This is a genomic window from Deltaproteobacteria bacterium HGW-Deltaproteobacteria-2 (assembly GCA_002840505.1).
GTDB lineage: Bacteria > Desulfobacterota > Syntrophia > Syntrophales > Smithellaceae > Smithella.
In genome coordinates this window covers 292419-316694 of sequence record PHBC01000002.1, presented here as the reverse complement: position 1 = coordinate 316694, position 24276 = coordinate 292419, and the positions used below count along the sequence as shown (strand labels likewise).

At 40.4% G+C, this 24276-nt stretch carries 22 protein-coding genes; all 22 read left to right on the top strand.

What is annotated here, in order from left to right; all coding sequences use genetic code 11:
* Positions 1-92 precede the first annotated feature (92 nt).
* The 22 genes from CVU62_05780 to CVU62_05675 all read left to right on the top strand — a co-directional run bounded on the left by CVU62_05780 (position 93) and on the right by CVU62_05675 (position 24227).
* Positions 93-1244: an ATPase gene (locus tag CVU62_05780; protein ID PKN38362.1), complete on the top strand. Its 1152-nt coding sequence runs from the start codon at positions 93-95 to the stop codon at positions 1242-1244.
* 306 nt (positions 1245-1550) lie between these two features.
* A complete protein-coding gene (locus tag CVU62_05775; GenBank protein PKN38361.1) occupies positions 1551-2402 on the top strand; it encodes a phosphate ABC transporter permease in 852 nt (283 codons plus the stop codon).
* Positions 2399-3688, top strand: a complete 1290-nt coding sequence (locus CVU62_05770; protein ID PKN38360.1) for a polysaccharide/polyol phosphate ABC transporter ATP-binding protein — start codon at positions 2399-2401, stop codon at positions 3686-3688. Before CVU62_05775 ends, CVU62_05770 begins: the two co-directional genes overlap by 4 nt.
* The gene (locus tag CVU62_05765; GenBank protein PKN38359.1) at positions 3673-4395 is read left to right on the top strand and encodes a hypothetical protein; all 723 of its coding nucleotides are present in this window, start codon (positions 3673-3675) and stop codon (positions 4393-4395) included. The genes CVU62_05770 and CVU62_05765 overlap by 16 nt, the downstream gene beginning before the upstream one ends.
* A complete protein-coding gene (locus CVU62_05760; GenBank protein ID PKN38358.1) occupies positions 4392-5177 on the top strand; it encodes a hypothetical protein in 786 nt (261 codons plus the stop codon). The genes CVU62_05765 and CVU62_05760 overlap by 4 nt, the downstream gene beginning before the upstream one ends.
* A 31-nt stretch (positions 5178-5208) precedes the next feature.
* Positions 5209-6111 carry a glycosyltransferase gene (locus CVU62_05755; protein ID PKN38357.1) on the top strand — a complete coding sequence of 301 codons (903 nt, stop codon included), beginning with the start codon at positions 5209-5211 and terminating at the stop codon, positions 6109-6111.
* A 305-nt stretch (positions 6112-6416) separates the two neighbouring features.
* Positions 6417-7082, top strand: coding sequence for a hypothetical protein (locus CVU62_05750; GenBank protein PKN38356.1), 666 nt, complete (start codon positions 6417-6419; stop codon positions 7080-7082).
* A gap of 2 nt (positions 7083-7084) precedes the next feature.
* On the top strand, positions 7085-8296 hold the full coding sequence (locus CVU62_05745; protein ID PKN38355.1) for a hypothetical protein: 1212 nt from the start codon (positions 7085-7087) through the stop codon (positions 8294-8296).
* Positions 8297-8315: 19 nt separating this feature from the next.
* The gene (locus tag CVU62_05740) at positions 8316-9470 is read left to right on the top strand and encodes a hypothetical protein (GenBank protein PKN38354.1); all 1155 of its coding nucleotides are present in this window, start codon (positions 8316-8318) and stop codon (positions 9468-9470) included.
* A gap of 20 nt (positions 9471-9490) precedes the next feature.
* Positions 9491-10288, top strand: coding sequence for a hypothetical protein (locus CVU62_05735; protein ID PKN38353.1), 798 nt, complete (start codon positions 9491-9493; stop codon positions 10286-10288).
* Positions 10289-10361: 73 nt separating this feature from the next.
* On the top strand, positions 10362-11531 hold the full coding sequence (locus CVU62_05730; protein PKN38352.1) for a hypothetical protein: 1170 nt from the start codon (positions 10362-10364) through the stop codon (positions 11529-11531).
* 31 nt (positions 11532-11562) lie between these two features.
* Positions 11563-13131, top strand: coding sequence for a membrane-bound O-acyltransferase family protein (locus CVU62_05725; GenBank protein PKN38351.1), 1569 nt, complete (start codon positions 11563-11565; stop codon positions 13129-13131).
* A gap of 24 nt (positions 13132-13155) precedes the next feature.
* Positions 13156-14205, top strand: a complete 1050-nt coding sequence (locus CVU62_05720) for a hypothetical protein (protein ID PKN38350.1) — start codon at positions 13156-13158, stop codon at positions 14203-14205.
* Between the two features lie 26 nt (positions 14206-14231).
* Positions 14232-15272, top strand: a complete 1041-nt coding sequence (locus tag CVU62_05715) for a hypothetical protein (protein PKN38349.1) — start codon at positions 14232-14234, stop codon at positions 15270-15272.
* 52 nt (positions 15273-15324) lie between these two features.
* Positions 15325-16182: a hypothetical protein gene (locus tag CVU62_05710; protein PKN38348.1), complete on the top strand. Its 858-nt coding sequence runs from the start codon at positions 15325-15327 to the stop codon at positions 16180-16182.
* Positions 16183-16206: 24 nt separating this feature from the next.
* A complete protein-coding gene (locus CVU62_05705; protein PKN38347.1) occupies positions 16207-17367 on the top strand; it encodes a hypothetical protein in 1161 nt (386 codons plus the stop codon).
* Between the two features lie 65 nt (positions 17368-17432).
* On the top strand, positions 17433-18377 hold the full coding sequence (locus CVU62_05700) for a glycosyl transferase (GenBank protein ID PKN38346.1): 945 nt from the start codon (positions 17433-17435) through the stop codon (positions 18375-18377).
* The gene (locus CVU62_05695) at positions 18377-19606 is read left to right on the top strand and encodes a hypothetical protein (GenBank protein ID PKN38345.1); all 1230 of its coding nucleotides are present in this window, start codon (positions 18377-18379) and stop codon (positions 19604-19606) included. The genes CVU62_05700 and CVU62_05695 overlap by 1 nt, the downstream gene beginning before the upstream one ends.
* A gap of 46 nt (positions 19607-19652) precedes the next feature.
* A complete protein-coding gene (locus CVU62_05690; GenBank protein ID PKN38344.1) occupies positions 19653-20855 on the top strand; it encodes a hypothetical protein in 1203 nt (400 codons plus the stop codon).
* A 340-nt stretch (positions 20856-21195) separates the two neighbouring features.
* Positions 21196-22329: a hypothetical protein gene (locus CVU62_05685; GenBank protein PKN38343.1), complete on the top strand. Its 1134-nt coding sequence runs from the start codon at positions 21196-21198 to the stop codon at positions 22327-22329.
* 229 nt (positions 22330-22558) lie between these two features.
* Positions 22559-23836 (top strand): glycosyltransferase family 1 protein, encoded by a 1278-nt coding sequence (locus CVU62_05680; GenBank protein PKN38342.1) that lies wholly within the window; start codon positions 22559-22561, stop codon positions 23834-23836.
* Between the two features lie 7 nt (positions 23837-23843).
* Entirely contained in the window at positions 23844-24227 is a 384-nt protein-coding gene (locus CVU62_05675; protein PKN38341.1) for a diversity-generating retroelement protein bAvd family protein, read from the top strand.
* Positions 24228-24276: the final 49 nt, after the last annotated feature.

Below are 24276 nucleotides of genomic sequence, written 5' to 3'. Positions count from 1 at the left end.
GGATTGCAAACCATCCAAACCTCTAAAATGGTACTTAAAACTGTTTTTACTTTATCATTGCAAAATGAAAGTTGATGTTTTAATATACAATAATGATCAAACGTAAAATAAAAGATATCATTCTAAAATCATTAAAGACTTACCCTGTTGTCGGTATTTTGGGATCGCGACAGGTTGGCAAAACAACCTTCGCCAAAACAGTCAAAGAAATGGTCAGGACTGATGCTGTCTATCTTGATCTTGAATTACCCTCAGACCTCAACAAACTTCAGGATGCCGAATTGTATTTGCGGCAATTCGAGAAATCTCTTGTCATTATTGATGAAATTCAGAGGATGCCGTCTTTGTATCCGCTCCTTAGAGCCCTGGTTGATCAAAACAGGATTGGCGGCCGTTTTCTGATTCTCGGATCTGCATCACCTGAACTAATCCGTCATTCATCGGAAAGTCTTGCCGGCCGCATCATTTATCATGAGCTTTCGCCTTTGAATTTTTTCGAAACAGACGCCGGAAAATTCAAAAAACTGCTTCTTCGCGGCGGATATCCAAACAGTTACCTCGCAAAAAATGATGATGAAAGCTTTATCTGGAGAGAAAGCTATATCAAAACATACCTGGAAATGGACATACCACAGCTTGAAATCCATATTCCTGCCATGCAACTTCGCCGATTTTGGACAATGCTCGCACACAGCCATGGTCAACTTTGGAATGCCAGCAAAATAGCGGGTAGTCTCGGTATTTCCGCCCCGACAGTCCGCCGTTATCTGGATATCCTGGAATCAACATTTATAGTGAGACAGCTTCAGCCTTATCACACCAATACAAAAAAACGTCTGATTAAATCGCCGAAGGTATATATTCGTGATTCGGGACTAAACCATGCCCTTCTGCGGATAAAGACATTTGACGATCTAACAGGACATCCATCTGCTGGCGCATCATGGGAAGGATTTGTGATTGAGCAGATCGTTGCTCTTTTATCTGAAAACAGCCCATACTATTTTTACCGTACAAACGCGGGCGCGGAAATAGACTTCTTATATTTCGATCAACAAAATAAGCCAGTCCCTGTCGAGATAAAATATTCTCTGAGTCCCGCCGTATCAAAAGGATTCTGGAATGCCTATGAAGATTTGCAATGCAAACGGGGCTATGTCATTTATCCGGGCAGCGAAACGTACCCCATAGGTAAAAACGTCACTGCCCTACCTCTGGCAAAACTTAATTACTTAACCCTTTAGAGAGCTAAGCTGAAATCGAACGAAGTGAAGTATGAAGCGTAAGGCGAATCCCGACGTCGTCGGGACGTAGCGACGCGGGACACAGAATAAGGTACTGTTGTGTCCTCCGCTGGCGGAGGTGTCCCGATGCAATCGGGACGGAGGTGGATAATTCATTTTCACGATACACACTTTTTGTATATCATTGCGAGGAGCGCCTTGCGCGACGTGGCAATCTAAAGCAAGATATTGCAAAGCCTCAAAGCTTCCAAAGCGTCTAAACTTCTTGCTTTTGTGCTTAACCCTTAAAACTTAAAACTTTTCATTATGACCAGCTCATCTTCCACAGATACAAAAGAACAAGTGCTCATCATCGAACCCGGCCGCACAGAGAAAAACTACTGGGCCGATCTTTGGCGCTATCGGGAGCTCTTTATAATTCTAGCTTGGCGTGATCTTTCCGTCCGCTACAAGCAGACCATCATCGGAATTCTCTGGGCAATTATCAGGCCATTACTTACAATGGTCGTCTTCACCGTTATTTTTGGTCGCATTGCCAAACTGCCGAGCGATGGCAGCGCACCTTACGCTCTGATGGTCTTTGCTGCCATGCTACCCTGGTCTCTTTTTTCAAACGCATTGAGTGAATCGTCCAATAGTCTGATTGGCAACGCCAACTTGATCGGCAAAGTTTACTTTCCCAGGCTGATCATACCCGCGGCAACGCTGGTAACCGCTTTCATTGATTTCCTCATCAGCTTTGTTATACTCATCGGAATGATGATCTATTATCAATTTGCACCCGGATGGCAAATGCTGTTACTGCCGTTTTTCATAATCCTGGCCTTGCTGGCCAGCCTGGGACCCGGTCTCTGGATTACTGCACTCAATGTAAAATACCGGGATTTCCGCTATATCATACCCTTCGTGGTGCAGTTCGGTCTTTATGTTTCTCCAGTAGGATTCAGCAGTAAGATTGTCCCGGAACAATGGCGGCTGCCTTACAACCTCAATCCTATGGTGGGGGTCATCGACGGTTTCCGCTGGTGTATCCTTGGCGGCAACAGCCCCATTTACTTGCCAGGATTTCTGCTTAGTCTTGTTATCATCACCTTCTTCCTCTGGCTGGGCGTCTCCCGCTTTCGGAAGATGGAAAAAACTTTCGCGGATATAATATGAGTGACGTAATAATTAGGGCCGAGAATCTTGGCAAAAAATACACAATCGGCCATCAGGCAGAAAATGGCCGCTATGTGGCCTTGCGTGATGTGTTGATGCATAATGCGATAAACCTCTGGAACAAGACCAAAGACTTGGCGACAGGGAAGCCCATCATCCAAGGTGATACGATGGAAGAAGTATGGGCTCTCAAAGATTTGAATTTTGAGATAAAACGCGGAGAGGCCGTGGGAATCATAGGCAGAAACGGAGCCGGGAAAAGTACATTATTAAAGATTTTAAGCCGCATTACAGAGCCTTCAACTGGACGAGTGACCATTAAAGGCCGCGTAGCCAGCTTGTTGGAGGTTGGTACGGGTTTTCATCCAGAACTTACAGGGCGAGAAAACATTTACCTGAATGGCACTATTCTGGGAATGACCCGAGCTGAGATCAAGCGAAAGTTTGACGAGATTGTGGCATTTGCTGAGATCGAAAAATTTCTAGATACGCCGGTCAAGCGGTACTCTTCAGGCATGTATGTGCGCCTCGCGTTTGCCGTTGCTGCGCATCTTGAACCGGAAATTCTTGTAGTGGATGAAGTGTTAGCAGTCGGTGACGCGCAGTTTCAGAAGAAGTGTTTGGGTAAAATGGCGGATGTTGGCAAAGAAGGAAGAACTGTTTTATTTGTTAGTCATAATATGAGTGCTATACAGAAATTATGTAATTCTTGCATTCTTTTACAAAATGGCAAAATTTTACTCGACGATTTAACTCAAAAAGTTGTCAGTGCTTACTTGAATGATTTTTCTTCAGGCAAGATATTCAAAAAATCAAAGGTTCTAAATGGAAAGCCTTCAATAGTATCAGCTAATTTAGAGCAGTCACAAAAACCGGCCTATTCAGAGATGGTTGTGCATCTTGAAATATATAGTGAGGTAGAAAAAGATGTGAGTATTGATCTGCGGTTCTCGGATGGTACAGGATGTGCCGTTGGATTTGGTTCGCTGGGTACATTTTGTGGAGAGCAATTATGCCTACTTAAGAAGGGCCTTCAAAAAATAGTGTTTTCTTTTCCTATTGGGAACTTGGCTGTTGGTGTATATTTTATAAGTATAGATCTGACGGAACCTGACCATGAGTACTTTGATCGAATTGAAAACTGCCTGTCGTTCGAAGTGACGCGCCCTCCTGGAGGCGATACTAGAAGAGTTCTCTTACAATCCTGGGGATATGGAGCTCTTCAATTACCACTTAACCTGATCAACTATGAAAAACATGGTGATAAAACGTGGCAGCAGGACTAAAACAAATAATAAAAGAAAAGATATATAAGAGATTAGGGGTCCCCTATAACAGATATGGCCTGCCGAATTCTCTAACAAAATATCTGCCACACAACCGTGCAATTATACTTGCTGATGTTGGCGCACATGATGGTGATTTTACAAAGATGATTGATGGATATTGTGGCATTACCCGAGGAATACTGGTTGAGGCTCTCCCAGATAAAGCAGAAAAGCTAAAAATAATTTTCAATGAGCCGCGCTTTATTGTTTTTGAATGTGCAGCATCATCTCAAAATGGAGTAACTGAATTTGAAATCAATGAAGCAAAGGCCACATCTTCAATGTTAAGAATCAAGAGAGATTTACCCGAGCTTTCTAATGTAAATCTTGGGCGAAAAACAGTTATCAAATGCGCAGCAAGAACTTTAGATGATATAGTGAAGGAGGCAAGGATAGAAAAATTAGACTTAATGAAACTAGACGTCCAAGGTGCAGAGCATTTAGTTCTGGATGGTGCTTCAGAAATAATTCGTAACACGGCAATAGTCTGGACAGAAGTATCATTTAAACCTCTTTACGATCAAGCGAGTGATTTCATAATACTATATAATCAATTTTATACACTGGGTTTTAAATTTATGGAGTTAGAACCAGGTTTTCGCGGACCTGATGGCGAATTATTGCAGTGCGATGCTTTATTTCTAAATGAAAGGATTTTAAAGTGAAGAAAAAAATTAGAAAATGGCTCTATGGAAAATGTCCAGGATTTAAAGGTGCTTTTCCCTATTACGGTACAAAGGTATATTTCCCAAAAAATTCGTATATTTTTAATTTAGCTTGTGATCAGGGAACATATGAACATGATATGGTGAAATTAATTCTCACCCTCATCAAAGCAGATACTTATTATTTTGATGTTGGGGCTAATATAGGGCTAATGGCAATACCGATTCTTTATAATAGACCAACATGCAAGTGTCTATCATTTGAACCATCACCCAATGCTATTCCTTATTTGTTACGAACGGTTGAAGAAAGTCAGTTTCACAATCGCTGGGTAGTGATAAACAAGGCCGTTGGTGAAGAACTTGGTGAACTTGATTTTAATGTAAGCAGCGCAAGTCTTAGTGCTTTCGACGGTTTCAAAAATACAGGAAGAGCACCCGTGGAAAAAACAATAAAAGTACCGGTAACAACCATTGACCATGTTTGGGCGGCGCCCGGCAAGCCTGATGTTTCAGTAATCAAAATTGATGTCGAAGGTGCGGAAATTCGTGTTTTAAAGGGTGCGACGGAGTGTATTAAAAAGTGTAAACCTTATATTTTAATTGAATGGAACGCTGTTAATTTAAAAGCTAATGGTTATAAACCAAACGACTTAATAATAATGACGAATGAAATCGGTTATGGGATATATTCATTACCCAATATCGTAAAAATTAATAATGAATCTGAATTACTTGTACAAATGCTTTTCACAGAAAATTTTCTGCTCTGTCCGATCTAATGCAAAATCAATATTATAAAGTGAAATACAAATGATAGCTAAATTACCTTCACCACCACCAAACAAAACCGGTTGGCCATGGACTAAAGAATCAAAACCATTGCCCTCTAAAATGAAAGATGGCAACTCATGGCCGAAGATCAGTATTGTTACGCCATCTTACAATCAAGGTCAATTTCTTGAAGAAACGATTCGTTCAGTGTTGCTCCAGAATTATCCTAATCTGGAATATATAATCATAGATGGAGGTAGTGCTGATAATTCAGTTGAAATTATAAAAAAATATGAACCTTGGTTAACATATTGGGTTAGCGAAAAAGATAATGGCCAAGCAGATGCTATCTATCGTGGTTTTGAGAAAGCAACCGGTGAAATCATAGCATGGATAAATTCAGACGATTGCTATCTACCTAGTGCCTTTTCGCATGTTGCTAAGATTTTTAATAGTGTACCTTATAAAAATTTACTAATCGGCAGTTCATATCATGTGACGCTTGAGTTGATTTATCTGAAAAAGTATTATGGTTTTTCTCAAACCTTGGAATCTTTATTGATAGATGGTATGCAATTTAGTCAACCAGCTTGTTTTTGGAAGAGAAATAAATTTTTCGAACTCGGTGGCTTTGATCGAAAACTTATATGTTGTTTTGATTATGATATGTTTTTGCGTTTTTGTGCGGTCGGGGAATTTACACATACATTACATCCACTTGCAATTTACCGACATCATAGCTCTTCGAAAACTGCGCAGCTTTCTAAAATTTCAAATGATGAAGCTAATGAAATTAGAAAAAAATATGGTGCTGCTATCAATCAATGTCAGTTTTCTCAAAAATCAATGAAGTTTCCTTTTCAAAGAACAAGAAAAGCGTTGTGGAGCAGATTAACCGACTTAATATTTGATCCAAAGTGGATTTTTCATCATTGGATATAACACAGGCTATAATCTGCAGGGATTCTAATATAAAGCTATGAAAACAATGACTCGAACATTATATTTATATTTCACGCAACATTTCTCAACAACTTTCCGTTGCAAAATCATCCTAGTGCGCTGGGTTGAAGATTGCGGATACTATTTTTAAAAACCTTTTTTCAAATCTGTCTGAATCATTGATTCCTGCGCAGTGTCCATGGGGACTGGTGCGGTGAGGAGAAAAACCTTTGAACATTAGGGGGACAGCAAGAAAAATTGGTGAAAGAACTTATAAAAAATAGACTGTTTAATAGGTTTGTATTATGTTTTATGCTTTAATTTTAAAATGGAAACACTTCAGCTATCGGCTTAAATCAAATAAAGCAAAGTTTACGGAAATTTACGCAACAGGCGGTTTTACCGGTAAACGACATCCTTCTTCCGGTATTGGTTCTTCATTAGAACAGACTGCCGTAATACGACAGGAAATAGCTAAACTATTAGTTGATTATAAAATCCGTTCTTTAGTGGATGTACCATGTGGTGACTTTACATGGATGAGCATAGTTAACCTTGAAGGTGTCGAATATCAAGGTTTTGATATCGTCGAACATATTATCGTAGCCAACAAGAAAAAATACGCCGCACATAACTTAAAATTCGGGGTGTTGGATATAGTGAAAGAAATGCCGACGAAAGCGGATTTAATATTTTGCCGCGACTGTCTCGTGCATCTTTCCAACCTCGATGCTCTGAAAGCGCTCTCAAATTTAAAAAAGAGTGGATCATCGTATCTTCTTACCACCACTTTCCCAAATGCTGATGAAAATGTTGATATGGTTTCAGCGAGAGGCTGGCGTCCTCTTAATCTGCAGAAACAACCTTTTAATTTACCCGAACCTTTATTGCTTATCAATGAAAACTGCACTGAATCAGGTGGTATTTATTCAGATAAATCTTTAGGCCTGTGGCTGATTAAGAACCTGTAATAATGAATCAAATAAAAGGTTGTATAGTATGCGCTGCGCCGGGGTTCAAAGAATTTGGCGGCATGGCATCTTATATTCATAATGTAGTAAAATGTTTTTCAAACAACGGGTGGGAAATTCATTGTATTGCATCTAATGACAAAAGTGACAATCACAAAATAAAAAACTATGCTAAGGCCTTTCATGATCTTTCACAGAAACCGCTCTCACTTAATAAGATTTTTCTGGTTGCCGATATTATTAACAATATTAATCCCGATATTGTGTTGCTTAATCACTGCGCACTGGCCCAATACGCATTGCCGCTTTTAAATATATCCATAAGACCAGTTTCTGTCATCCACAGTGATGATTCAAGATTTTATCAGGTTACTTCGATTTTCGAGGATAGAATATTTCGCTGGATTGCGCCAACCATAAGCGTTGCACAGAACACACTTCTTTATATTTCAGATAAAAATAAAAAAAGAATTTCCGTAATACCTCATGGTGTTGATAATGATATTTTCAATGCAAAAAGGGTTACACCTGAAATTAATTATAATATTGCATTTGTCGGTTTTGTCGCGCCAAACAAAGGCACTGATTTGCTGTTTCCTATAATGCGGCGCGTCTTATTAAAACATCCCACAGCGCATCTGCACATAATAGGATACGGGCCTTTAGGGGATGAGATAAAAAATCATTTTGTCCAACAAGGTTTTGGAAATAACTTAACCATTACAGGCCGTGTACCCCCACAAAAAGTTGCTGAAATACTAACTAAAGCTGACATTTTTCTGCTTCCCACGCGTATTGAAGGTTTTGGTTTATCCATAGTTGAAGCAATGATGTGTGGCGCGGTGCCTGTTGTTTCAAGGCTGGCTGGAATAACAGATACAATTGTGACTGACAACGAAACAGGTATACTGGTCGAAGTGGATAATGTTGAGGGCTTTTCATCAGCCATTGTCAATCTGCTCTTAAATCCGGCGCGCATGAATTTAATGAGACAAGCGGCGCAGAAAACGGCTCAAGAAAAATTTACTTTACAGCGTATGATTAGCGATTATCAGCAGTTGTTCGCAGAAAAAGACGATTGGACTGCGCCGCCACAGCGCGGTAAAGTGGGATGGATACTGGAAACATTACATGAAATGACAAGAAAAAATCCCGATGGTACTTTCAGGTTCGAAAAAAAGTATCAAACAGTTAAAGATATTCTGACCAGCTAATTAAGAAGGAAGATTTGTAATGAACGCTGATATTTATTTCATACAATTTCTCAAAGATGATGAACAAAGTGTTGGTGGCGGGGGCATAGGCACATTAATCAGTCTTATGTGCCCACTTCTGGAAAGAATGGGCCACAATGTAACCGTTTATCAATGCGCGGGACATGCATTCGATGTCAAATGGGGTAACACAAGAGTGGTAGGTTTACCTGGATATCCTGGTCGAGGCATATCTAACGAAAAAGTTGTGCAAAATCTTAGGGATATAGCAATTAAGCAGTCTGGCGCAAAAGAAAGGATCGAAATATTTGCTGCAGATTTCTTTTCGATCAAAAATGACAATCCATATTCAATTTGTGTACAGAATGGTTTGGCCTGGGATGCAGAAATTCATCTTATTACCCCTAATAAAATTTATCACAATCCTATCGGTGAAAAGATTTTTCGCTACCGCTGTCAATTAAGAGGATTACGCAGATTTGAAACCTGCTACAACCGAGTTGCCGTAGATCTGTATTTTCTCAACTGGTATCGCAGTTTTCGGGGTACAAATTTTAAAGGAAGACTTTTTTACAATCCCAATCCAGCGCCAACGGCTGAATGGGATGAGCGCCGCGAAAAATTGAATAATTGCCACCCGCTTAAAATAATCTTTGCCAGAAGGATTGTGCCGGAGAAAGGCTCTCGTATAATAACCGATGTATTCAAAGAACTGTTGGCACTTCGTCCTAATTTAGAAATCACAATAGCCGGTGAAGGACCTGATGAGGAATTTATAAAAAAAGCGCTCTCAGATGAAAAACGCGTAACTCTAACATCATATAAGACGGAGGAGGCTCTGCACGTTCATCAGAAGCATGACATTGCCGTAATTCCATCACTATGCGGCGAAGCAACCTGTCTATCAGTGCTTGAAGCAATGGCTGCCGGATGTGCAGTTATTGCAACGAATATGGGCGGCATGATAACGGAAATAATTGACGGGTTTAATGGCATCCTTTGTCCACCAACAAAAGATGCCTTGCTGGAAGGCCTGTTAAAACTTGTTGATAATTCCGAAGAACGTCAAAGGATGCAAAAGAGAGGTTGGGAAACCTCGCAAACGGCATTCAGCCTTTTTTTGTGGAAAGACCGGTGGCGTCAGATAATTAAAGAAATAGTGGAAGGCAAATAACGGACGAAGCGGGTATTAATATGGGGCGACACATTAGCGGTATTAGAACACGATTCAGGTTAATCAAAGCATTAATGACTCTTAAAACCACAAAATGGGTTGAAATTGCTACGGCAGAGTTAGAAAATCAAGACACTCATTACCGAAGTGTATACGGGAATCTAAATCCTATCGACTTTTTTAAACTACTAAATAAGCGAGCAAATAAGTCATTGAAGGAACTGCCTGCCTATTCTATTTTAAATAACTTTGATTACTTTAAGGGAAACCGCGATTTGAATCAAGTATGGTCTGCAGAACCTGACGTATCTCGTTTCGTCGCAGATATAGCTTTTTTGCTTGATGCCCAGACAGTACTAGAGACCGGCAGCTTTGTGGGTGCAACTACTACACACATCGCTTACGCGCTTTCAGCTCTTGGCGGAAAGCGCAAATTGTATTTTGTGGATGTTGAACAAAGATTTCTGGATTTAGCCTTGCATAACATTAGCACTCTAGGATTAAATGCACTGGATTTATATCCGGTGTGCGGTTCAACATTAAGTGACGCCATAATTAGCAGTTTACACACAAATTTTGACCTTATGTTCCTTGATTCTGAGCATGTTGAAACTGGATTGTGGAAAGAAATACAAATATTTTTACCAAAACTTTCCCCAAAAGGCATTCTTTTGATTCATGACTCGATTCGTTGGCCTGGTGTAAGGCGATGTCTCCTTCGCATGCAAGATACGCATCATATTCTAAACTTTGCTACGAGTAATAGAAATGGTGTTTCTGCGATAATTCCCAAAAGCTGCATTAAAGACTTTAAGTGACTTTAATGCATTCTTAAAATATACGCACAACGTGATAAATTAAAGAATTATTTTAAGCAGGAAAGTTCTAAAATTGAAAATTGCATGGTTTTCACATACGGCTGAGACAAACGGCGCTGAACTTAGCATGCTTGAAGCCTGTAAGGGATTGATTGAGCGCGGGCATCAGATCAGTGCGATTTTACCTTGGACGGGACCGCTTGTGAATCTGTTAGAGAACATCGGGGCGGTTATATATATATCACCTTACCTTTTTTGGACTTGTTCTCGTAAACCTTACCCGTCCCTAATTCAAAGAGTTCGTCGTGCCGCATCAAATTATTTATCGGGGCGTAGATTGAAGGATGTTTTGCTTCAAATTGCCCCGGATGTAGCTGTTACAAATACGATTACCATTCCATCAGGTGCTTTGGCGGCGCACTGGGCAGGCATACCGCATATCTGGTATATTCATGAGTTTGGTGAAGAGGATCACGGTTTCGATTACTATTTCGGGAAAAATTATACTTTTGGGTTTATACGTAACTATTCGGACAGAATAATTGTCGATTCTGATGCTGTATTCAAAAAATTTTGTCCTTTTATAGGCAAAGATAAACTATGTAAAATTTATTATGCTGTAGATATACCAAAGTCTAACTATCGTGAGGAAACAAAAGGTGTTCAGACAGGAACAATCAATCTTATTCAGGTTGGCAGAATTATTGAAAGTAAAAAACCTGATGATGCAATAAGAGCATTAGGAATTCTCGTGCGTAAAGATTTGGACGTCCGTTTAACTTTTCTTGGCAGTGCGAGTCTTGATTATAAAACAAAACTGGAAATAATCATCGCGGAAGAAAATCTTACGGATAAAATCACTTTTTTGCCTTTTACTGAAAATCCTGCTGCGCTAATTCGTAAGGCGGATGTTTTGCTTATGTGTTCAAGGAACGAGGCTTTTGGCAGAGTAACCGTCGAAGCGATGAAACAAGGTTTGCCCGTAGTGGGCGCGAGAAGCGGAGGCACAATTGAGCTTATTAAAGATGGCTGGAGCGGCTTTTTATATACCCCAGACAATCATGAGGATTTGGCACAAAAAATTGAAACTATATATCAACAGCGAACCCTTCTGAAACAAATGGGGGACAATGCACATACTTGGGCTAATGAGAAGTTTACTATGGGAAAATATGTGTCTGATCTAGAAACGGTTTTCGGCGAAGTCATAAACAATGAATGCATGCAAAATGAAATGAATTAAAAAGTAATCGTAGGTTTGTTCAACAGTAAGCATGTTATTTAATTCTCACATATTTATTTTTCTTTTCTTGCCGATTACAGTGCTGGTTTATTTCATGTTGGGCCGCCATAACCACCGTATAAGCGCTGTATGGCTCATTGCCGCATCACTCTTCTTTTACGGATGGTGGAATCCGGCCTATGTAGGACTCCTCATAGGTTCTATCCTTTTTAATTATTCGGTTGGTGCAGCGCTTGCGCAAGAGAATGCAGAAAAAAACACAATACACAAGAAAGCTATTCTGATTTTTGGGGTGGCATCTAATCTTTGTCTTCTCGGCTATTTTAAGTACGTCAACTTCTTTCTTTCAACTATTAATAATCTCACAGACGCTGGATGGACACTGGGAAGTGTTATACTTCCACTAGGCATTTCTTTTTTCACATTTACCCAGATCGCTTACCTTGTTGATGCGTTCAGAGGTGAGGTAAAGGAAAGAGACTTGGTTTATTATGCTTTATTCGTTACTTACTTTCCTCATCTTATCGCAGGTCCAATACTCCATCATAAAGAAATCATCCCGCAATTCAGTCGCAAAAGCACCTACTCGTTTAGTTATGAAAATATTGCTGTGGGCCTTACAATATTTTCACTGGGTCTTTTCAAAAAAGTTGTCCTGGCTGACAGTATTGCACCTGTAGCGCAGGCTATATTTGAAGCGGCTTCAAAAGGTCAGGCACTCACGTTGATTGAAGCTTGGTCAGGGGCTATTGGTTATTCATTGCAACTTTATTTCGATTTTTCAGCTTATTCGGATATGGCCGTCGGGCTTTCCAAATTATTTGGCGTGTCTATCCCTTTAAATTTTTATTCACCCTATAAAGCTGACAATATTATAGAATTCTGGCGGCGCTGGCATATATCCCTTTCTCGTTTTCTGATGGATTATCTTTATATACCACTTGGTGGCAATAGATTGGGAACAGCGCGTCGTTATCTTAACATTATGATAACAATGTTTCTGGGTGGTCTATGGCACGGTGCCGGCTGGACATTTATCTTGTGGGGTAGCCTGCACGGCTTTTATCTTGTTATCAATCAGGCTTGGCGTTCTTTGCGCAAATATTTTGGGCATGATTTGCATAAGTCCACTTTAATAGGAAGTTTAACTGCCCGATTAATGACATTTATAGCCGTTGTAATCGCATGGGTACTTTTTAGGGCGGATAATTTGGAGAGCGCTTTTGCTGTTTACAGCGGTATGTTAGGGCTAAATGGATGTGTGCTGCCTGAAGTATGGTTGAATTATTTTGGCGCGCTGGGTAATTGGCTTGAAAACAGTGGCGTCATTTTCGGTACACTGCCGGCTTTTACAAAAGCACTGCAGGCCCCTGTGCTGATTATGCTTTTAATCTGTATTGCTTGGTTTTTGCCCAACACGCAGCAATTTATGCAGAAATTTAAGCCTGCGATTAATATTTATCGTGGCCATTTAACCACATCTACCCTTTGGATTAAGTGGGTGCCCAGTTGGCAGTGGGCTACGTACTTTGCATTGGTGATGTCGATAAGCATTATAATGATAGACCAGCTCAGCGAATTTCTTTACTTTCAGTTCTAATGGATAAAGGCCCGTATTTAAGTAATGCCTGATGTGTTTAAAAAGTATGTTTTTGTAATATCATCAGTTGTTTCTTCGTGTTTAATAATTATAGTTTTGGGTGCTTTTTACATTCAGCCACTTGAAGGTGAGCTCACAAGGCTTGGCTCTTATGCGGAACGCGATTTTGGTTGGAATATTCCTCAAAGAAAAATAAAAGGTTATGCCAATATAGAAAGGAATTATAGTGGTAAGTCTGACGTTTTAATTATAGGTGACTCTTTTTCAACAAGCGGCGTGTGGCAACCATTCCTTTTTAAGGATATCGGACTTTCCTATGAAACGCTGAATATAAGAGAAACGTCAATCCCGGAATTCCTGCAGAGTAAACAATTTAAAAATAATCCACCAAAAGTTTTAATATTGCAATGCGTGGAACGCGAACTTGTTTATTTTTTCAATGATATCAAAATAAATTGCCAACAGGAAACCAATCAAGAAGTCCGCATTCCTATATTAAGATATTCAGCTAATACGCATGCTGAATATTATGAAGAGAAGAGAAAGATTTTTGATATTAAAAATATCAACCTTAAATACGCGGCCTCGGTAGTTACACATTCCATTATCAGAAATATTACAGGTAAAGATACTCGTAATACAAAAAGATTTATTCTGACAAAGAATAACCTATTTTCGAATAGAAGAAGTGGTGAAATCTTGGTATATGAAGGTGATATGAATAAACTTTCCTGGAAGAAAGATGATGTCGCAAAAACTGCCTCTGCCATAAAGTGTATTCAAGAAAGTGTTCAATCAAATGGCAAGACCCTATTCATCTTTATGCTGGCACCTGATAAATCAACCGCATATGCTGATTATATTACGATACCTTTATTCAAAAAAAGAGAGAATATCTCGAATTATTTAATGACGTATGGAATTAATATACCGAGAATAGATAAATCTCTAAAAGCGGCAATTGCCAGGGGAGAAAAAGACATTTACAGCCCTAGCGGAACGCATTGGAGTGCTCGTGGTTATGAAATGGCAGCCTCGGGAATAGCGGAATTTATCCGGCAATACTCTTTATGATTTCCTTAGATATTTTAAATTAGAAATTGCGTGAAAGCATATTGAACAAATCAACTTTTTCGATTGTAATACCTGCCTACAATGGCGAGAGATTTTTACATTGTGCCATTGCTTCAGCTTTGGCACAAACCAGAAAAGCTGATGAATTAATTATTGTGGATGATGATTCGACTGATGGTACCGCAGAAATTGCTAAAAGCTATGGTGAAAAAATAAAATATTATTTTAATGACAAGGCCACTGGCTTTGTTGATGCCTGGAATAGAGCGATATCAAAGGCAACAGGTGATTATATTACGATAATACATCAAGATGATTTGCTCCATCCCGAATATATTGAACGTGTCGAGAAAGCGTTACTACAGTTTCCTAATATTGGGCACTTTTTTACGGCTTGCAATTACATAGACGATTCCGGTTTGATTATCAAAGAACCTCCTCGACCTCATTCATTGGTACCTGTGCTTTATTCAGGCAGAGATTATGCTCATCATTATCTAATGGGCGTTGTTTCAAATAATCATATCCATCGTTGCCCGGGAGTAACTACATCTCGTGAACTGTTATTAAATAAATGTACATATCGCAAAGAAGCAGGTCTTTTAGCAGATGATGATTTCTTTTACAGAGTTGGTAGTTTTACGGAGGTTGCCGGTGTCTCTTTCCCTCTTGCAAGTTTTAGATTGCATGCCGAATCGGAAACTGCAAAAACTAATCTTACTGAAAAACTGGCAACTGATTATATATTTCAAACACTACAATCTAAAGGTTCTGAATGTATATTTGACGAATCTGATAAAAAACTTATTTACGGCGCAGCCGTCAAATACATCAACGAATTTCTTTTTTATAGATTACTTAATAATGACCATCGGGGAATATTGAAAGCTATAGAAAATGCAAATGAGCTCGAAAATATTGTTCAAGGGAATATGAAACAAAATCTGCCCCTATGGGCAAAATTAATGTGGTTGCTGGCAGAAAAGAGTAATTTGGGGATTTCTCATGGATATGTCTTCTGCCTTGATACGATAAAAAAAATGCGATCTGATTTTACTAAAAGGTAATCAACAAAAAAACAGAGCGAGTTAATATTCGTGAAAAGGCGGAAAGAAAACCATGGTCAATCATTTTAAAAGATCTATCTATATTATGTGGAAAATGATTTTGAAGAATATTTGGCGCTTGTCTGGAGGAAGGCGGGAAAGGGCTATGGGGCTTGCACTTAATCTCCACCCTGATACCGTATGGCCGGGGCGGAGGGGCCTGAAGTATCCGTCTGAAGATTGCCGGAATAAGATAGTTGCTTATTCTGATTTAGTACAAGCAAACGCAGTCTGCAATGCCATTTCTATATTACCGCAAAAACCCATCGTCATTGATGTTGGTGCACATCATGGTGAGTATGCTGTCTTGATGGGAGGAATACTCAAGAAGCGTGGTGGAGGTGTTCTCATAGCAATAGAACCGGACACTGTTAATAGCAAAATTCTCAAAAGTAATGTAGCCCGTAACACGCTGCAAGATGTCGTTCAGGTGATAGAATGTGCTGTATCCGATTTTGATGGCGTCACAAATTTCGTATCAAAGGGTTCGGAAAGCTATCTTATTTCGAAAGGTCGTACAAAAGAAACAGCGTATTGCGAAGTCAAAGTTAAAACTCTTCGCAATATATTGGCTAATTTTCAGTTGAACAGAGTTAATCTACTATTGATAGATGTCGAAGGTGCGGAGTTGCCGGTACTAAATGGATTTCCATGGGAAGCTATGCAGCCGGATATAATTTTTTGTGAATTGCATCCTTACAACTGGCCAATGTTTGGTTACTGCGGCAGGGATGTGAGCAAGTTCCTGCAGGAACATGGCTATCGCTGTTTCGACATGTATTTTCGAGAGTATATCAATTTTGAAGATTCTTCATACGTTGGACCATGTTTATTTATTCCGGAGAGATTGATTCAGAGACCCCGAAATTAATATATGCGAAAGATGTAGAATGGAATGACTCTATTGTTAAATAAAAAAATTATAATTGCCATTTCCTGCCTTATGCGCGGCGGAACGGAGATGCAGACGCTATTGTTATCACGTGCATTGATTGAATCGGGATATAATGTCGAGATTTGCTGTTACTTCGAAAATGACAAGAGCGTTGTAAAAGAATTTAAAGCAATTGGCACTGAGATAACTCTCTTGAATTGGTCAAGAACAATTGGTACTGTTCAGTTTATACGTTCTCTTGCATTAATCTTACGCAAAAAAAAACCAGATATAATTCATATTCAGTATATGACTCCCGGGCTGTTACCCATTATAGCAGCTCGGCTGGCTGGTGCTAAAGTTATTTTGGTTACAGTTAATTATCCGGGTACTCCTCATGGTTTAAAGGAGAAGATTTTATTGAGACTTGGGTCTCGATTGGCAAACGGGTTCATATGCGTGTCCGAGGCTGTGGAAAAATCCTGGTTTAATGATACGCGACTTATTGATTTGAATAATCCGGAACAAATAAAAGAAATTAAACATTTTACTGTAGCTAACGCAATTGATATTGTTGGCATAGATGTGGCTCTTGAAGCAAGCGTCCCAAAGATGTCTGAAATTGCCGACAATCTTAAGGAGAAAATTGTAATCGGCGCGGTAGCTCGTTTAAGCAGGGAAAAGGGAATAGATATATTGATTGAAGCTTTGGCAAAGGTGAAGAAAGTTCTGGGAAATGCGCATTTGTTAATTGTCGGCGATGGTGACCAGCTTTCATATCTAAAGAGTTCTGCTTGTAATCTAAAAATAGAAGACTCGATAACATGGACAGGAAAACTTCCATGGGATGAAGCTATGGGTTATATAAAGCTCATGGATGTTGTGGCCGTACCTTCACGTTATGAAGGTTTTGGCTTGAGCGCTGTTGAGGCAATGGCTTGCGGTAAACCAGTTGTGGCCAGTCGTGTTGATGGTTTACCGGAAGCTATTCAAGACGGAATGACAGGCACGTTGGTGCTGCCTGAAAATTCGTCGGAACTTGCTTCCGCTTTAATTGAACTTTTAAAAAATAAAGAGCGAAGGCAAAAGATCGGCAATGCTGCGCGGAAGTATATAGAGCAAAATTATTCTTATACTAAGTTTCGTGAGACATATAAAGTTATATATGAACACCTGCGATAGAAGATTGAACAGAACATTTTGGTATCAACACGGTTCTAAAGCAATATTAGAGGTCACGTCAGGTAATGTCTGAAGAGGTAATTTCATTTTCGGTTGTGATCCCTTTATATAATAAGGAGAGCACTGTTGAGCGGTCTATACGGTCTGTCTTGAGGCAGTCTGTTCAGGATTTTGAAATTATTGTTGTTAACGATGGTTCCACGGATAATGGTACACTTATCGTAGAGTCAATAAAAGATTCGCGAATACGACTTATTCATCAGGCGAATCAGGGGGTATCCGCAGCAAGAAATAGAGGAATAATAGAAGCGAAGCATGAATTTATCGCCTTTCTGGATGCGGATGACGAATGGTTACCTGAGTTTCTGAAAAGAATAAGACGTATGGTTGATCGCTTTCCCGAATGCGATCTTTACGCAACACGTTATTACTTTGATTCGTCATCAAGAAGAAGGTCAGCTATTGTTCGCGGCCTACCTGATGATTTTGAGGGAATTATTGGGAACTATTTCAATATAGCTTTGAATTCAAATCCCCCGGTTTGGTCAAGTGCAACTTGTGTGAGAAAGTCAGTCTTAGCGAAGATTGGTGGTTTTCCTGTCGGTGTGAAATCAGGAGAAGATCTTCTTACCTGGGCGCGCATTGCATCTCGTTATCCAGTTGCCTATTCGATGGATTGTCTTTCCGTATTTTATCAATCACCATCGGAATTCTCTGAAGGAAGGCCTACGCGAGTTCCTGCGCATGATAATATTGTAGGAAATGGACTGGCTGAACTCCAGAATATTGTCGATAAGGATGCAAGACCATTTTTGTGTCGTTATTGTGCTCTCTGGCACAAAATGAGAGCGTCATGTTATTTGCGTCTTGATATGAGATCAGAGGCTCGCCATGAGATTGTCAAGGCATTGCATTATGACGTAAGGCTGATATTAATCATTTATCTCATATTGAGTTTTCTCCCAAGCTCTATAATTCGTAAAGCTTTTAGTTTCGGATCATCCAATTAATGAAGATAGCAATTTGTCATACAGATTTCCGTATATATTGGCCACCGCGGTTGGCCGCTTTAGCAGAATTTCTTGGGAAAAACAATTCATCCCTGCATGTGATTGAGATCGCTGGTAAAGGTTCACCCTATGCTTTTGCTGGCAAATCCGCTCACGTGATTTTTCCCTGTCCCTGGACGTGTCTTTTCCCTGAAAAACGGATGGAAGATGTTAGTCCAAGGGTCGCATCCACTCGTCTTTATGAGATGCTGGATGCTGTTTCTCCTGATATTGTAATCGCCGGCGCCATCGCTTTTCCTTCCGGTGCGACAGCAGTACGCTGGGCCCGTCAGAAGAGGCGCCCTGTAATTATCATGGATGACGCCCGTCTTAAGGATGTCCCACGATCAGCTTTGGTAAATTGGGTAAAACGGAGAATTTATGCTAATGTTGATGCACTCTTTACTTCCGCCGCTTCTCATATTTCCGATTACAAGTATTGGGGCGTTCCGGAAAATAAAATGTTTTTTAGTGTCAATGTAGTGGATAATTCTTTTTTTACGGTGCGATCAGATATTGCCCGGCAGAACGCTGCGAAGATCAGAGAGAAATACAGTTTACCGAAACATTTTTTCCTGGGAGTCGGACGCCAGATCCCCAAGAAGAACTGGGGAACATTGATAGAAGCGTTTTGTGCCGTTGTTCGAGAAACAATTAATGATGAATGGGGCTTGGTGCTGGTTGGCGATGGCTCCGAGGCAACGCTATTAAAGAAGATTGTTGATAAATCGAATGCGAATATACTGTTTCTGCCGTTTCAGGATCAAGAGACAATATGTCAGCTTTATGGTCTGGCGGAATGTTTTGTCCTGCCAAGCATTTATGGAGAGACCTGGGGGAATGTTATTAATGAAGCGATGGCCAGTCATCTGCCGATAATTATAAGCCGGGAATGCGGTTGCGCGGACACGCTGGTACGCGAAGAGTATAACGGTTGGCACTTTGATCCATATAATCAAGAGCAGCTTACACAGATATTGGGCAGATTCATGCAATTGCGGGAGGAAGAAAGGAAACAAATTGGAGAGCGCTCTTTCGAAATAATTTCAGATTGGGGATTGGATAGGTTTTATAAATCTGCATGGCAAGCAATACAATTTTGTAGAAACATACCTGTTCACGGCTATGCATCGCCACTTGTTGATAGACTTATCCTCAACTTGTGGAAGGGTCGATACAGGCCAGTATAGCATTTATTGTATATATTTATGAAGTTCATCAGGATTAATCAATTTTATGATTTTTAGACAAAAGTTTGATCCATCTGCGCGTACGGGGAAAATCCCTTTTTTGGTATGGGTGGTTGTCATTTCCACTCTTCTCGCAGATATTGGTGGAGAAGGTATTCTAGGTTACCAGTTCTCAGCTCTCGGATGGCTGATTCCACTTGTCTTTTCTCTGTGGAGCCTTGCAAGAGGCCTGGGCGGATTCAGTTATCCCCTGTGGATATGGCTGCCATGGATCTGTTTTGTTGTGATTTATACGGCAGTTTCCGATGAACCAAACGCTATACAGCGTAGCATTATGATGTTATGTCCCTTAATAGTAGGCATGGCAATCTCCAAAGCGCAGGTCGGGAAAAACGCACTTGAGATGCTCCACAAGCTTATGCTTTACATGGCCATCGGCTTGATTGTAATGGTAGCGTTTAAGACGGGCATCATTTTTACCGGCGTATTGCCTTTTATAACGGGCTTGGCGGCTGAAGTTATGACAGCCTCCATGCTATGTAATTATTTTGCGGCGCGGTATGTTTTTGGCGATCGGAAGGTTTTAAAGTGGTGGACAATTCTGGCTGCTATACCGGTTATTGCGGTAACCAGGACTGCCATAGCGGTTAATGGCTTAACTTTGCCATTAACCTTTGCCCCATTGTCAATTCTAAAGCGTCTTATCATCCTGTTCCTTATTGTAATGGTCGGCATCGGCATTTTTTATTCACCGCGGGTGCAGCAGAAGATGTTCTACTCCGGCCGAGGGACATTAGAAGATATTAAATGGGAAAATAAGGACTTTGCTACCACCGGGCGCAGTTTAATGTGGAGCAAGATGTGGGAAAGAATTGATGAGCAACCACTGCTCGGTTACGGAGCCAATGCTTCAGAATCTTTTGTCAGCAAATTGACCAGAGGGTTAAAACATCCGCACAATGATTGGCTGCGGCTATTGTTTGATTTTGGATATGTAGGGGTAGTTATATTTGCTTTGAGTCTTTTGATGCAGGCACTACATGCCTACCGAAGTGCAAAGCGTACTGTTGGCGAAGTTTCTCTTCTCTTCTATGCGGGTGCTTCTTCCATTCTGTCGTTTATTCTCTTCATGTTTACTGATAACATTCTTCTATATGCCGCGTTTTTCGGAAATCTGCAATTTATGATTTTGGGTTTGGCTTATGCGGCCAGAGCTACTGCTGTGGAAGAAGAACGTATAAATCAGTGAAAGGTGAATCAAACACATGTGAATGGTGAAGAGTGAAGGGTGAAAGGAACAAGTAATTAAGTTTTAAGTAATTAAGCACCATTTTAGAAGTTTAGATGCTTTAGAAGTTTGGAGGGTTAGCACAATTAGCAGCTTGGATGTTTAGACGCTTTAAAAACATCTGTTCTATGCTTAATGTTCTAAGTTCTCTAGGTTAAGAAGATATAGATTTAAGGATTTACAGCGAAGAAAGAATATTAAACGATAGGAAATCAAGCTTGCATTCCTTGTAATCGTCTGATTATGAGGATCGTAAATCTTTATAATTGACAAATAATCGTTGTTTTGTTACTTAAGAGCTATGTTTTTACCAAGAATTTATGACAATCTTAGTTTATTCTTAAAACCAAATAAAGTTTTGGTCATTTATGGCTCACGCCAAACTGGCAAAACTACGCTTTTGAAAAAGTTTTTGTCTGAAAATGAAGGCAAACTCAGATATAAGCTCGATTCCGGTGACGATGTTAACACTCAGATTGTTATGGGCTCTTCTGATTTTAAAAAAATAATTGACTACGCCAAAGGCTATGATCTTATAGCCATAGATGAAGCTCAAAAAATTAAAAATATTGGCATGGGTTTGAAAATTTTGATTGATCAACTGTCGAATATAAAAATTATAGTTACGGGTTCATCTTCATTCGAATTAGCTGGTCAAATTGGCGAGCCGCTGACTGGAAGAAAAATAACGCTGACGCTTTTTCCGCTTTCGCAAATCGAAATGGGTAAACTATATAATGATTACGATTTGCGAAGCCGACTGGATGAGTATTTAATCTTCGGCAGTTATCCCGAGTCACTGACATCAGCAACAGTAAATGATAAGAAAAAAGTTCTTGAAGAACTGGTTGGATCTTATTTACTGAAAGATATCCTGGAATTAGAAAAAGTTAAAAGTTCAAAACTGCTTTTAGACCTTTTACGCTTGTTGGCTTTTCAAGTGGGCAGTGAAGTTTCCCTTTCGGAATTAGGCAAGCAATTGGGAATTGATAGTAAGACGGTAGCCCGGTATCTGGATTTGTTTGAAAAATCTTTTGTGATTTTCAATCTGCGTGGTTTTAGCCGCAATCGCCGTAAAGAAATCACCTCTAAAAGTAAATATTATTTTCTCGATAATGGAATACGTAACGCCATAATCGCTAATTTTAATCCCCTTGATATTCGCGATGACATTGGAAAACTATGGGAAAATTTTCTGGTTGTGGAGCGGCTGAAAAAACAAGCATATAATAAACTTTACTCAAATAATTACTTCTGGCGCACGTGGGATCAAAAAGAGATTGATTGGGTTGAGGAAAGAGAAGGCAGGTTGTTTGGCTATGAATTCAAATGGAAAAATAAATCACGCAAAGTCTCCTCCGCCTGGAAAGATAATTATCCCGATGCCAATTTAGAAATCATTGACAATGAAAATTATCTTGAATTTGTGAAATAAGATTTAAGTAGTTGAGCACAAACAAATCGTGAAGAGTCAAAATTCCTTCTTCTGTCATTCCGGACTTGATCCGGAATCCAGGAAAAACAGAAATACTGGATTCCCGCCTACGCGGGAATGACACCGCTTATTTTATCATTACGGGTTCACGACAGTGCACGTGGCAATCTTATAGATTTAAGTAGTTAAGTATTAAGTAAAAAATGATATTTTTTATTCTGCAGTTAAAATGAAGGTTCTGCTCGTTCATAATGCTTACGGTCGTGTTAGTGGCGAAGAGGTGGTAATTGACAATCTGGCTGCCCTGTTGGCGGCGCGCGGGCTGGATGTTCATCGATTCAGTCGCTCCAGTGAGGAGATAGAAACAACAAAGCTGGGAAAAATCCCGGCTTTTTTTTCGGGCATTCACAACCCTTTTTCAAGAAGTACATTCGGCCAGTTCCTGAAGAAGACTCGCCCGGACGTTGTCCACATCCATAACTTGTATCCGCTGATTTCTCCTTCCATTCTGCCGGAGTGCTCAGCGCAGAATATTCCTGTCGTAATGACGGTGCACAATTTTCGCTTGGCCTGCCCTAATGGTCTGTTGTTGAGTCATGGAGAATTATGCCATCGCTGTTTGGGAGGGCGGGAATACTGGTGTGTCCTGCGCAACTGTGAAAACAGTATTTTTAAAAGCATGGGTTACGCACTCAGAACGGCAGCGGCGCGAATTTTACGCCGATATTATAATCATGTCCAACATTTTATATGCCTGAATGACTTTCAAAGAGATTTGCTTGTAAAAGAGGGATTGCCTGCGGACAGGGTGACGGTTCTGCCCAATCCTACGAGAACACTCGGGTATGACAAAAAAATGGATCCCCGACAGGAACACTCGGGGTTGACAGGGGGCGGATATGTTGCATATGTCGGACGGCTCAGTCCGGAAAAAGATATCCTGACCCTTATTGAGGCGGCACGCAGGCTTGGCGACTTGCAATTTAAATTTGCCGGTTCTTATCATAGTATGCCGGGAGTGCTAAAACAGAAACCTGATAATTGCGCATTTTTGGGGCAATTGGATTCTGAAGCCTTGGCTCAGTTCTACCGTGATGCACGGATGATTGTTTTTGCTACGCGCTGCTACGAAGGATTTCCTACAGTTCTTTTGGAGGCGATGTCGCATGACCTGCCTGTGGTTTGCTCCCGCATCGGCGGTTTGCCGGAGATTGTCGAGGATGGAAAGACAGGTCTCTTGTATGAACCGGGCAATGTTGATGAATTAGCTGATCGTATCAACATGCTTTGGCATGATACTGCTCTATGTCGAGAACTGGGCGAAGCAGGGTGGAGGAAAGTGCAAGAGGACTATGCGGCTGATCGATTGTTGGATCGCCTGCTGGGGATTTATGAGAAAGTCATTAAAGATAGTAGAGATCGGAAGTCAGGGGACAGAGGACTGAAATCGGAGAACGGAAGTCGGAGAACGGAAGTCGGAGAACAGAAGTTGGAGGACGGAGGGTAGGGGGAAAATGCAAATAAATTCGGCAAAGGATTTGGATGTTTATAAACAGGCATATACGCTAGCGATGGAAATATTCCAACTGAGCAAGCGTTGGCCGGCTGAAGAGAAGTATGCTCTCACTGATCAAGTCCGCCGAAGTTCTCGGTCTGTATGCTCCAATCTTCGCGAAGCATGGGCCAAGCGTCGCTATGCGGCCCATTTTATCAGCAAACTGACAGATTGTGATGGTGAGAATAGCGAGACCGATACGTGGCTTGATTTCGCCTGTACTTGCGGTTATCTCTCAGCCGAAGATCACGAACGACTAATTCAATGCACCAAAAAAATTGGTGGCATGCTGGGTTCAATGCTGAAGAATCCATCGGCTTTTATAATTAATACCGACCTCTGATTTCAGATCTCAGATCTCATGTCCATGCTCTTAAAGTGATGAACTAAAT